The organism is Algimonas ampicilliniresistens (assembly GCF_030159955.1).
Lineage (GTDB): Bacteria > Pseudomonadota > Alphaproteobacteria > Caulobacterales > Maricaulaceae > Litorimonas > Litorimonas ampicilliniresistens.
This window is the reverse complement of sequence record NZ_BSNK01000002.1, coordinates 1,507,363-1,519,432: the sequence shown is the minus strand read 5'-3', so window position 1 is coordinate 1,519,432 and position 12,070 is coordinate 1,507,363. Positions and strand designations below refer to the sequence as shown.

10 protein-coding genes are annotated in these 12,070 nt (G+C 55.4%); 5 read left to right on the top strand and 5 right to left on the bottom strand.

Features of this window, described 5'->3' with window-relative positions; translation table 11 throughout:
- Positions 1-26: 26 nt before the first annotated feature.
- A complete protein-coding gene (locus tag QQL54_RS15205) occupies positions 27-854 on the bottom strand; it encodes a cyanophycinase (protein ID WP_284392383.1) in 828 nt (275 codons plus the stop codon).
- A gap of 368 nt (positions 855-1,222) precedes the next feature.
- On the opposite strand from QQL54_RS15205, the gene QQL54_RS15200 reads away from it, so the two are divergent.
- From QQL54_RS15200 to QQL54_RS15185, 4 genes are all read left to right on the top strand, one after another.
- Positions 1,223-2,461 (top strand): acetyl-CoA acetyltransferase, encoded by a 1,239-nt coding sequence (locus QQL54_RS15200; protein ID WP_284392381.1) that lies wholly within the window; start codon positions 1,223-1,225, stop codon positions 2,459-2,461.
- 89 nt (positions 2,462-2,550) lie between these two features.
- The gene (locus QQL54_RS15195; RefSeq protein ID WP_284392379.1) at positions 2,551-2,982 is read left to right on the top strand and encodes a nuclear transport factor 2 family protein; all 432 of its coding nucleotides are present in this window, start codon (positions 2,551-2,553) and stop codon (positions 2,980-2,982) included.
- Positions 2,979-4,775 (top strand): AMP-binding protein, encoded by a 1,797-nt coding sequence (locus QQL54_RS15190; RefSeq protein WP_284392377.1) that lies wholly within the window; start codon positions 2,979-2,981, stop codon positions 4,773-4,775. The genes QQL54_RS15195 and QQL54_RS15190 overlap by 4 nt, the downstream gene beginning before the upstream one ends.
- A 14-nt stretch (positions 4,776-4,789) precedes the next feature.
- Positions 4,790-5,584: a DUF1295 domain-containing protein gene (locus QQL54_RS15185; RefSeq protein WP_284392375.1), complete on the top strand. Its 795-nt coding sequence runs from the start codon at positions 4,790-4,792 to the stop codon at positions 5,582-5,584.
- On the opposite strand, the gene QQL54_RS15180 is transcribed toward QQL54_RS15185, so the two are convergent.
- From QQL54_RS15180 to QQL54_RS15170, 3 genes are read right to left on the bottom strand one after another with little or no spacing between them, the layout of a single operon-like run.
- Entirely contained in the window at positions 5,581-6,516 is a 936-nt protein-coding gene (locus tag QQL54_RS15180) for an NAD(P)H-dependent flavin oxidoreductase (protein WP_284392373.1), read from the bottom strand. The genes QQL54_RS15185 and QQL54_RS15180 overlap by 4 nt on opposite strands.
- Positions 6,513-7,667, bottom strand: coding sequence for an acetyl-CoA C-acyltransferase (locus QQL54_RS15175; protein ID WP_284392371.1), 1,155 nt, complete (start codon positions 7,665-7,667; stop codon positions 6,513-6,515). Before QQL54_RS15175 ends, QQL54_RS15180 begins: the two co-directional genes overlap by 4 nt.
- Entirely contained in the window at positions 7,668-8,666 is a 999-nt protein-coding gene (locus QQL54_RS15170; RefSeq protein WP_284392370.1) for an NAD(P)H-dependent amine dehydrogenase family protein, read from the bottom strand.
- 133 nt (positions 8,667-8,799) lie between these two features.
- Here QQL54_RS15170 and QQL54_RS15165 point away from each other — a divergent pair, with 133 nt between their 5' ends.
- Entirely contained in the window at positions 8,800-10,488 is a 1,689-nt protein-coding gene (locus QQL54_RS15165; protein WP_284392366.1) for a class I adenylate-forming enzyme family protein, read from the top strand.
- Here QQL54_RS15165 and QQL54_RS15160 read toward each other — a convergent pair.
- Positions 10,485-11,939, bottom strand: coding sequence for a carotenoid oxygenase family protein (locus QQL54_RS15160; protein WP_284392364.1), 1,455 nt, complete (start codon positions 11,937-11,939; stop codon positions 10,485-10,487). The genes QQL54_RS15165 and QQL54_RS15160 overlap by 4 nt on opposite strands.
- Positions 11,940-12,070: the final 131 nt, after the last annotated feature.

Here is a 12,070-nt window from a genome sequence, read left to right as displayed (position 1 = left end):
TCCCAACGTCCATTATATCTGGGCCCTTATCCAGATGCAGGACTCGCTTCACGCGTCGAGAGATCGTAGCGCCCCCCGTCCAGCAATATATGCAGCCTTATACCAATTAGACAAACGGGTTTTAAGCGACCGACGTCCGCCATTGAAGAATGTTGCAAATCTGTGGGGTCGATGACGGTTATTCCACCGCTTCCGATTACTTCGATCACATCATCGGGGCCGATGAAGGCGGCCGTGTCTTCATCAACGCCTAAACCGATTGCAAATGGATTATAGGCCAAGGCCGATAGGAGGCGACCCAAACGACCGCGTTCGCGAAAATGCTGATCAATGATGACTTTGTTTGTCAGGCCCAATCCTGGCGCAAGGGTCGCTAAACCGCTTTTCGGCGTGGCGCCGCCGCGGCCAAACGCAATCATATGTTCGGGAATAAACGCTGCGCCCGCCGAAGTCCCCGCAATATGAACACCTTCGGAATTTGCCTTGCGCATTAGTTTGGATACTGACGTTCCACCGATGATGGTCGAGAGCCTCAGCTGATCACCGCCCGTCATGAAAATGCCTGTCGCGTCTTCGAGCTTTGCGAGCTTAATCATATCCTCGCAGTCTTCACGCTGATCCAGCGAAACGACGCTCACACTCTTGACCCCGATCTCGGTAAACACTTCAAGATAGCGGTCCCCCGTATCCTCTAGCCGGGACGCGGTCGGTATAATCACGATACGGGCGTCTCGCCCGCCGGAAAGTTCAATAAAACGGTTCAAGATAGAAGAAGTTTTGACCTTCTTCTCTCCACCGCCGATCGGGATGATGAAGCCACGATCATATCGATCATTTACTTTTGCTGGGCACACAGTCCGAGGATCCTTTAAGACAATCTCGCGGGACTGGCCTGCTTCGATGAAGCGGCCCAGTCCATCATTAGAATCGGCGGGTTATGGTCGGACCGACTGGCTGAGGCAAGATCGTTTTCAGGTATGCGGTCAGCACACACATTGCGCCAATTAGCACCGATCTTTGCTTGCTCAAGATCAGACCCAGTGCGTTTTTGCCTGTCGTTGACGGTCCATTTGGCGCTGCGCACAGACTTTGAATATTACAACGGGATTGAGCGCAGAGCGGCCATTTAAGCCTGTAACCTTACCCTCAAAACAGGTCGAAAAAGCAATTTCGTGCCCACGCACCCTTTCAATTCATCCATACTTGTATAAAGATACCCTCTATGACAACAAAGCATGTGTACATTCTCGGCGGAACCCAGACCGACTTTTCAAAAAACTGGGCCCGAGAAAACCTTGATATTGAGCAGGCATTTTCCGAAACGCTTCACTCTGGCCTCGAGTCAGCCAAACTTGATGCCAGCGACATCGAAACCGGACATGTCGGCAATTTCGTCGCGGAATTATTTGCCGGTCAGGGCCTATTGGGCGGCTTTTTCGGCATGGCGGATACTACTTTAGACGGTCTGCCCACTGCCCGACATGAGGCCGCCTGTGCGTCCGGCAGTATCGCGATCCTAGCAGCGATGAGCGAAATCGAAGCAGGACGTTATGGCTTGGCCTGCGTTCTGGGGCTCGAACAGATGCGCAATGTTCCTGGCCATGTCGCCGCCGACTATTTGGGCGCGGCCGCTTGGCGGGGTCATGAATATCAAGACGCCAAATATATCTGGCCGCGGTCCTTTTCTGATCTCGCGGAGGAGTATGAGAGACGTTACGGGTTGAACTATGATCACTTGATGCGAATTTCGGAGATCAACTTCGACAATGCTAAGCGTAACCCTAATGCGCAAACTCGCAATTGGACCTTCACGCCTGATAACTTCACCGCGGATGACGACGCCAATCCGGTCATTGAAGGGCGAACGCGCAAGATGGATTGCGGACAGGTCACGGACGGCGCGGCGGTTGTCTTCTTAGCGTCCGAAGCGCGTGCGAAGCGCTACGCCGATGAACATGGGGTCGCATTAGAATCCCTGCCCCGTATTACGGGTTGGGGTCATCGCTCTGCGCCAATCTCTTACCAACGCAAGGTCGAAGCCAGCGCGAATGATGATTATGTGTTTCCGCAAGTCCGCCGCGCCGTGCTGGACGCGCGACAACGTTCGGGCGTCAACAGCATCGATGATCTTGATCTGGTAGAGACCCATGATTGCTTCGCCATGACTGAATATATGGCGGTCGACCATCTTGGCATCACGGCGCCAGGTGAAGCTTGGAAAGCTGTTGAGGACGGCAGCATTGAAATGGGGGGCCGCATTCCGGTCAATCCATCCGGCGGGCTGATTGGTCTCGGTCATCCTGTGGGTGCGACAGGGGTTCGCATGGTCCTCGACGCGGCCAAGCAAGTCACCAACACCGCGGGCGACTATCAGGTTGAGAGTGCCAACAGGGTGCAGACGCTCAACATAGGCGGATCCACGACCACCACAGTCAGCTTCATCGTCGAGACTGCAGCCTGATGTTGGGACGAAGAGACGTTCTCATCCTATCAGCCAGCCTGGCCGCAACAGCCTGCACTAAAACAACACATCCATTGGGGAGTACCGACGTGTCAGATAAGAGATTTCAGCAATTTAAGTCCGTGATCGAAGCGTGGACACGCAAGGATGTTGACGCTGTCATGGCAGCGATGGATGAAGATATAGTTTGGCACTATGCCGCTGCCATTGCCCCGCCCGCACGCGGTAAAGCGGAAGCCCGTGCATTTTTGGATCGGTTTGGTCCCGGTGTGCTGGATGTTCGTTGGCGTATCTTCGAACACGCCGAAACCGCGGACCGTTTGTTCGTGGAAGGCGTCGATGAATATACGACTCCGGACGGGACTGACGTGGCCGCACCTTATGCGGGTGTTATCGAATTTAAAGGCAATAAAATTGTCGGCTGGCGCGACTATATTGATCGCGCTGTCATCGATTCCATGAAGGCCGGAAATCCATACCCGGATCAAGTCAAGGAACTCATCAACCGCCCCGCTAAATGACAAACAAAAGTGATTACCGGGACGCGCCGTTCCGTGACGCAGAGTTTATGCCTGTCGACCTTACGGTTGAGCGGTCATCGGACGGTACGATTGTGTTGCATTCATCTGTTCCAATGCCGCCGCATGATCCCAATCTTGTCGCAGCGATCTTTGGCATGGCTGAAAGCCAGCCCGATGTTCTGGCCCTCGCTGAGAGGGGCTTAAACGACGGCTGGGAGCAACTAACTTACGGCCAATTTCAATCAAAAGTCCGCTCTGCGGCACAATGGATAATCGACACACTGCCGCGGGGACGGGCCTTTATGGTGGTCTCGGAAAACAGTCTCGATGCAGCGATCCTGAACATCGCCTGTTACTGCGCAGGCTTGATCCACACGCCTGTCAGCCCCTCTTTTGCGATGGTCCCGGACCCAACCCGCTTGCGTCATGTGGCCGACCTGACCAATCCTGCGGGGGTCTATGTCTCTGGCAACCCAGCCTTCGTCACCGCTGTGGAGCATGTAATCGGAGCGAATGTTCCGATCATTACGCCGCAGCCTGATAATTTCTCTCGCGCCGCAACTGCCCTCTCAGATATCTACGATACGGAAACACGCAACGACGTCTCTGAGTCCATCGCCGCGATCAATCCGCAGGATATCTGCACATATATGATGACATCCGGTTCGACGGGTCTGCCAAAAGTCGTCACACTGACCATGGCTGCTCTGGCGGCGAACACGGCTCAAACTTACGCGGCCGTTGGGCGCGCCGCCGGATGGGATGATGTGATGCTCGACTGGCTGCCTTGGCACCATGCGGCAGGCATGTCGGTCCTGCGATCATGCCTCGTCTTCGGCGGCAGCCTTTATATCGATGCGGGTAAACCCCTGCCCGGATTGATCGATACGACCATCCGAAATCTGACCGAAATTCCGATCACCTATTTCAACAATGTCCCGACAGGCTACGCCATGCTGGTCGAGGCGATGGAAACGGACGCCGCACTAAAACGCAACTTCTTTTCCAAAATGCGATTGATGCTCTATGGCGGCGCAGGCCTATCGCAAGACGTTTATGACCGTCTGCAGGCAATGGCCGTTGAGGAAACAGGCTGCCGGATCCACATGACCACCGGCTATGGCATGACCGAAACCGTCTCGGGTTGTCTGACTATCCATTACCCGACCCGCAAAGTCGGCATCGGCCTACCCTGCCCCGGCGTTATCATGAAACTGATCCCATCGGATGACCGTTATGAAGTCCGGCTTAAAGGCCCCAACCTCATGTCCGGCTACCTCAACGCACCAGAGAAAAATGCCGAGGCATTTGACGCAGACGGCTTCTACCGAACGGGCGATCTGGCACGGTTCGTCGCGGACGATAATCTTGATGAAGGGCTCGCCTTCGCTGGTCGGCTCGCAGAGGAATTTAAGCTGCTGAACGGTGGCTGGGTCTATGGCGGTGAGCTCAAAGCGAAGCTGCTGAGTGCGCTCACGGACGACGTTCTGGAACTGGTGCTGTGCGACGCGAACCGCCCATTTCTGACCGCGATGATCTGGGCTCGACCCGGCGGAGCTGACGGAGCGGCCGAACGAATTGCTGACACTATCGCGCGGTTCAATGCGGGTCCGGGCGGACAATCCACGACCATCCGTCGGTTTACGCTGCTGGACCAGCCCCCTAGCCCAGCTGCGCATGAAGTGTCTGACAAAGGCACGATCAATCGCCGCGCCGTGTTGAAAAACAGGGTCGATATTCTGGACGCGCTTTACGCCGACTCGCCGTCCCCTGCCATCCACAGCGTCCCCTAGACCCGGAACCCACCATGTCCCCTCTCTCCCTTCTATTGACCAACGCACTGATCCTCGTCGGAGGCTTCATCATCTTGTGGCTGATTTGCCTGAAGACGCGGGACGTCACACCTATCGACAGTGTTTGGGCTTTTGGCATGGTGGTTCTGGCGACCACGACCTTTTTCCTGACTGATGGCACACATATGCGGAAATGGATCCTGCTCGGTCTCTGTTCGGCTTGGGGGTTGAGGCTCGGCGGCTACATGTTGTGGCGCTGGCGCGATCATGGTCCCGACCGTCGCTATCAGGCGCTTATCGGCAAAGCGCAAAGAGACCGCGGTTGGGGTTTTGGCAAAGCTACAGCGCTTCTCGTTTTCGCCACACAAGCGCCATTATTATTCATCGTCTGCTTGCCCGTTCAGTTGGGGCAGGTGGGCAGTTCAGTACCGATTGGCCTACTCGCGATCTGCGGCATTGTGCTGGCCATCGTCGGCATCTTGTTTGAAACAATTGGCGATGCGCAATTAGTTCGCTTCAAAAGCGATCCAGCGAATGCGGGTCAGGTGATGGATAAGGGTCTGTGGCGTTACACGCGCCATCCCAACTATTTCGGCGACGCCTGTGTCTGGTGGGGTCTATTCTTGATTGCAGCGGAGACGCCTTACGGGCTGTTCGCTCTCCCTGGGCCAGTTCTTCTAACCTGGACGTTGATGAAGTGGAGCGGCGCGCCGACGGTCGAAGGTCGCTTGCACAAGACTCGTCCCGGTTATGCTGACTATGTCAAACGGACATCCGGCTTTATTCCAATGCCGCCGAAAAAGACTTAGCTAGAGCCTCCGTAGGCGGCCAATCGTTTCTGGGCCGCTTTGAATTCCTGCTCAATCTGATCAGTAATTTTGGCGACTGGCTCACTCGCCTCGATCGCGCCAACGCCCTGGCCTGCGGCCCAGACATCTTTCCAGCGCTTACCAACATCTGGTCCGCCATAATTGCGTGTGACCGCCTTGGCTTCGCCGCTGAGATCATAGCCATTGGCTTCTAGCGATGGCCGGAGCCAAGAGGCGGCTGTGCCTGTGACGATATCGCTCACGACAATATCCGTCAGCTGCGCGTCAACCACCATACGTTTGTAATCTGGGACGGCTAAGCTTTCCTCTGCGGCAAGAAAGCGCGTGCCCATATAAACAATATCCGCGCCTGCCGCGACCGCACCTGCAACGCCCGCCCCATCAGAAATTGCGCCGCCAACGCAGATTAAACCATCAAACATGGAGCGTAATTCTGAGATGAAGGCAAAGGGCGACAATGTGCCTGTATGACCGCCAGCTCCAGAGGACACAGCGACCAATCCGTCCGCGCCCGCTGCAGCAGCCTTAAGTCCCAAAGTAGGTGACGTGATGTCAGCCAGCACAATACCGCCATAGCCATGCACGACCGAGATAGCCGGAGCTGGACTACCCAGCGCCGTTATAACGACTGGCGGTTTGTGCTTAGCGACCAGCGCCAGATCATCCGCCAGCCTCGTATTGGTCCGGTGGGTGACGAGGTTCGCCGCCCACAATCCGGGCGCATCCTTCGTCTCAGCCACAATCTGGGTCATCCAGTCATCAAGCTGCTCACCGGTTCGACAATTGGGCGTGGGGAAAGCCCCGATCACACCACTTCGTGCGCTTGCAATGACCATCTCTGGTCCCGAGACAAGAAACATCGGCGCAACCATCACTGGAAGGCGTAGCGACAGTAAATGATCTGGTGTCATCGCAAACGCTCCACAATAATGGCGGCACCTGCGCCTTGGGCCCCTGTGACGACCACCAACCCGAAACGACCCTCTGCGAAGTCTAGCGCATCCAACAAAGTCGAGAGCAAAATAGCCCCGGTCGCGCCCATTGGATGACCTTTGGCAATATGGCCGCCCCCGACATTAACCTTGGATATATCAGGCACGAAATCCCGTTCGAAAATCGCCACGGGTGGGGCGAAGGCTTCCATGAATTCAATCCGGTCCATTTGCGCCAAATCCATTCCTGCCCGCGCCAGCACGGTCTTCATGGCGGCGATGCCAGCCAGTAAAGACGGTCGGGCGGCCCCGCCCGCTTCCGCGAAAGCCACGATGCGCGCGCGGGGCGAAGCAAAACTGTCCTTGCCGCCGAGTAGAGCCAGCGCAGCACCATCTGTCATAGGCGGGGCGTGGGATTTGGTCATACGGTGGTCAATGGCCTCACCGCTGAGCGCGTGCGCGAACTCTTCGGCGATCGCAGCAAAAGCCGGTCGTTGCTTGGCCAGAGTCTCCGCGTCTGTTGGGCGAATAGCTTCGTCTCGGTTGAGACCGCCTACGGCGATACGAGACGCTTGCAAGGCCGGGTCTGCGTCGGCGGCAAGTGCACGTTGCTGCGAACGGAGTGCAATAGCGTCCATAGTTTCGCGCGAGATATTGTGTGCTTCGGCTAACATATCAGCCGCAAGCGCCACAGGGATGTAGCGCTTATTCCGCGAAAAATCCTGATCCGAATAATAGCTTGCCTTATCCGCCATGAATGGAACGCGGGACAGCATTTCGACCCCGCCCGCCAAAGCCTGACCAGAATGTCCGCACTGAATTGCCGCCGCTGCAAGCCCAATCGCCGTGAGCCCAGAGGCGCAAAAATTATTAACCGAATGAGCCGTGCAGCTTGGGGTCAGGTCTGCGTGTATTTTCGCTGTCATTGCGACGTGACCGCCCTGCGCATCAACTTGACCGACACAACCAAGCGTCAGCCCGTCAACGTGGTCGCGCGACAGTCCGGCCCGGTTCTCAAATGCATCCACCAGATGACCGATCAAGCCATGTGGCGTTTCCTGCGCCAGCCCGCCAGTCGGACGCCCCTTGCCGCGTGGTGTGCGCAAACAATCCTGAATATAAACATCCATCTAAGCGAGTCCGATCGGGTCGAAGGCGAATAATCCCGGCGGCGCGGCGCACACGGCGGGGATGGCATTGATCGCCACTGCGCAGACGGCGTCCGTCAGAGCGCGCGATGGCGGCTTGGTTGGATCCGCCTCTGAAATATCAAGCGTCATGGTGATGTTGGGCCGCCCGACGACCTTCAACGTCCAGTGTCCTTGCTTATCGCTATCATGCAGCGACGGATCTGCCGTCCAAATGATGGATAGGATCAGAACGGTTCCGTTTTCGAGCATGGCCCGCCAATTCCATTCCGTCGCCGCCACAGTCCCTTTGGCGATTGTTCCTGGGATCAATGTAATATCATGGGGCGCCAAAGTGAGTTCATGGTGCGGTTCGATAGAACTTATCCGACTGCCCAAATGATGCGCGCAAAAGTATAGGACCTCGGAAAACAGCGCGCCGTAAAGCTTCGCCAAGGGGCCGTCTCGAATATCGCGAATGTCCGGATCTGACCCTAGACCCATTAGGTCAAAGACGAAGGCACCGCTGGCCATTGCCGATGCATCGACCGTCTCAAACAAACGAAGCTCATCGATCTCGACTGACATCGCCGTTGCACTGAGCAGAAGGCGCTCGGCCACAAGGCCCGGGTTTACGCCTACCCCTGCCAGCGTCACACCGCCTTTAATGGCCGCATCACGCAACCGATCCGCATATGCGTCGCCATGTGCTTGCGGCCAATGAAATCCCGCTGTCGAAATCACGTTCTTGCCAGATTCCAGCAGTCGAACAACATCCGGCACAAGGGCATCATATGGCAGAGTAATCCGTGGCATATGAATCACCACGTCTGCGTCCAATGCAAAAATTTCATCTCGATCACGAGTCGCTGCGACCCCCAAAGAAGGACGGTGGATCATCTCGCCAAGATCAACACCAACCTTTTTCTCAGAATAAACCAGAGCGCCAACCAGCTCCAGCTCGGGCCGATCGACAACCATTCGCATCGCTGTTCGACCCATAGACCCCGTCGCCCATTGAATGACTCGCCTGACCTCATTCACTCCCATAAATCCGGTCTAGACGAGTTGCCCTTGCCTGTCAGTATCTTTATGAAAGCGAGTTAATTGAGGACCGGCAATAGGGACCCATTCCATGATCTTGACGAATGCAGAGACTGTATCAGCTTATCTGGACAAGGGGTGGTGGGATCACCGCACCGTCGATGATCTGTTCAAAGCAGCCATCACCACAGGCCCAGATGCCATTGCCTTGGTTGATCCGATCAACCGGATCGACATGGATGGTCACGCGCCACAATCACTAAGTTGGGCAACGCTCGACGCAGCTGTCGACCAGGTTGCGTCAAACCTAATCAAAGCGGGTCTGAAGAAGGACGACCGCATTCTGGCGCAACTACCCAATACGGTGGATGCGGTCATCGTTTTTCTCGCGGCGGCGCGTTTGGGGCTGATCGTCAGCCCGGTCGTGATGCAGTATCGCGCGCACGAGTTGCGTCATATTATCGAACGGATTGAACCCGTCGCGTTTGTCACTGTCGAGACGTTTGCAGGTTTCGATCACGCCGCACTCGCGCGTGAATTGGCGAGCGAGACAACCGACTTGCGCGTCATGCATATGCACATGCATGACGGATCTGGCCTTCTCAATGGTGAGACAGATACAGTATCGCTTCAGCATTTTCGATCCAACAACCCGATCAACTCCGCCGAAATCCTAACAATATGCTGGACGTCAGGGACAGAGTCGCGCTCCAAAGGCGTGCCGCGATCCCACGCCCATTGGGTGCTCAATGCCGACGTCATTATCGATGCCACAGAGATGACGCCTAACGACGTGCTGCTTAATCCGTTTCCCCTCGTAAACATCGGATCGATCGGCGGGCTTGTCTTACCCTGGTTGCAGATCGGGGCGAAACTGGTGCTTCATCATCCCTTCGACATTAGTATCTTTCTGGAGCAGATTCAGACAGAGCGGGTCACGTATACGATTGCCCCGCCAGCTGTCCTAGGGGCGCTGCTCAAACAGCCAGCTCTGATGGAGCGTTTCGATATCTCATCCATGCGCGCCGTGGCGTCGGGCTCGGCACCGCTGTCGCCTTGGCTGATCGAGACTTGGAAGTCTGACCATAATATTGAGATCACCAATGTGTTCGGATCGAATGAGGGTTCATCGCTCTTTTCTACGCCGCGTTCAGTGCCTGATCCGGCCGAGCGCGCACGCTACTTTCCGAGGTTTGGGGCTGACGGTGTGAGCTGGAATAGCCGTGCCGCCGAAGTCATGCAATCTCGGCTCATTGATCCGGACACACGCGCAGTCATTACTGAGCCCGGTCAGGTTGGCGAACTGCAACTCGCGGGCGCGACAATTATCAGCGGTTATTGGAACAGCCCTGACCTAAACACTCGCGCTTTTGATGCAGACGGATGGTTCAGCACGGGCGATCTTTTTGAGATTGCCGGCACAGAGTCCCTGTCGCGCCTCTATAGTTTTGTCGGACGGTCTAAGGAAATCATCATGCGCGGTGGAGTCAATATCTCCCCCGCCGAACTGGATGATCTCATCGTCGATCATCCGAAGATCCGAGAGGCCGCAACCGTCGGTCTGCCGGATGATCGGCTCGGTGAACGGATCGCCGTCGCCGTCGTGCCGCATGACAATGAGACCGTTACATTATTGGATATTTCCCAATGGCTCGAAAATAAGGGAACGGCGATTTTCAAGCGCCCAGAATTCATCGTGACGGTCGACCGATTGCCGCGCAATGCCATGAATAAGGTCGTGCGCGACACGCTAAGAGATGTCGTAACGGCGAAACTCTAGAGTCGGTCGCGTCCGACCCAAGTCGAGTGCGTCCCACTGCTGATTTTGTGTGGCAGCTTAATGCGGCAAACTGGCCCTTCTGAGAAACGCAATGCATCGATTAGAATGCATTCCGACGTGCCCGTATTCTCATCAATGATAAAGCTCACAAGATAACCATCATCTTCTGACTTAGCATTGATCCGCGGCGCAAAAGGCGCCTCCGACGCATAGCGCCCGGTCTCCAGATGAATTTCTTCTGTCTCACCGGTTTCCAAATCATGCTTGTAGAAGCCAGTGAACAGGAACCAGCCTGGCTTTGACGTCACGCTGTAAATATAGCGATGCTTTCGTCCGTAATAGCTCTGATTGACCATGCCAAATTCGACCACCTTATCGAATAGGCGCTCTTCTTTCGTCGTCCCATCCGTCAGATTAAAGCGCCAACGATGAAGCTTAGTCTTCATACTGTGCAAATCTAAAAAGCCCATCATATGGCCATGTTCGCCGTGGCCTTCTATAGGTCCGGGGGTCGGGTCCTCTTGGAAATATCCGTCCAAGATCACTTCGTCGCCCTCTTCATAGGCGTTAAGAAAGTGAAGGACATAAGTCGGATCAGCTTCGAACCACCGAACATCCTCAGTCTTCCCATGTCGCGGAATCAGACCAAATCGAGATGGAATACCCTCATGCGCGCGCACGGCGTGAATTCCGCGTTTCAATAAGTCTTGGTCCCAGAAAACAGGCAGATCGTTGAGGATCGACCAATTTTCTGTGAATGACATATCATGCGGCAAGCGCGGGCCCGGCAAATCGATCGGCACATAGGTGACGAGTTTTCCGTCCCGATCAATCACGCCGTAATGCATGTAAGGGGCGGTTTTGCTATAATTGAAGAACATCAATTCTTCGGTGCTTTCATCCACTTTTGGATGAGCCGAGATTCCGTCAAGCGGCACCCAAGGGGCGAGCCCTTCATAATCTAATGTGTTTGGGTCCATCACATGACCTTCACCGCATTGGTAGAATGTAGCGAGCGCTTTGCCAGCGTGAACAACGATATCGGTGCTTGCACTATCTTTGAGGCCACCATGCGCACCAAAGCCGGGACGTTTCGAAACGCCAGCTGGATCCATCAACCCACCCCAGAGTGAGCCTTCCACAATCTGCTCAGCCTCGAAGCATCGTGTGCGGATAAACCTGTTCCGATAACTCGCGCGACCCTTGGAAAAGCTGATCTGGTGAATCATGCCATCGCCATCAAACGGGTGATGGCGACCTAGCGGCTGGTGTACTTGGTTCTCGGTATTGCGCAGATAAATCCCGTCAATGTCGTCCGGAATAACGCCCTCAATAACCTCCAAGTCGTCAACATCCACTTCCTCATACTGCGGTGTCCAAGCCCCTGTAAGATAAGGATGATTAGTCTGTTGCAGCGTTGTTTTTACGGGCGGGTGTCGGACGATGTTCATGGCAGGCATTTCCTTACTAAGCTCGGGGCAATCTGGGAAGCCTCACGCGCCCTCAGTGGGTTATCGATTGAACCAACATTCGGCTTGACGACATCTTCCCCATGCCTCAGACGTAACTTTCATAACAATAC

Coding starts and splice junctions, on each gene's coding strand:
- QQL54_RS15200 (WP_284392381.1), top strand. CDS start 1,223: ATGACAACAAAGCATGTGTACATTCTCGGCGGAACCCAGACCGACTTT.
- QQL54_RS15190 (WP_284392377.1), top strand. CDS start 2,979: ATGACAAACAAAAGTGATTACCGGGACGCGCCGTTCCGTGACGCAGAG.
- QQL54_RS15185 (WP_284392375.1), top strand. CDS start 4,790: ATGTCCCCTCTCTCCCTTCTATTGACCAACGCACTGATCCTCGTCGGA.
- QQL54_RS15180 (WP_284392373.1), bottom strand. CDS start 6,516: ATGACACCAGATCATTTACTGTCGCTACGCCTTCCAGTGATGGTTGCG.
- QQL54_RS15175 (WP_284392371.1), bottom strand. CDS start 7,667: ATGGATGTTTATATTCAGGATTGTTTGCGCACACCACGCGGCAAGGGG.
- QQL54_RS15170 (WP_284392370.1), bottom strand. CDS start 8,666: ATGGGTCGAACAGCGATGCGAATGGTTGTCGATCGGCCCGAGCTGGAG.
- QQL54_RS15165 (WP_284392366.1), top strand. CDS start 8,800: ATGATCTTGACGAATGCAGAGACTGTATCAGCTTATCTGGACAAGGGG.
- QQL54_RS15160 (WP_284392364.1), bottom strand. CDS start 11,939: ATGAACATCGTCCGACACCCGCCCGTAAAAACAACGCTGCAACAGACT.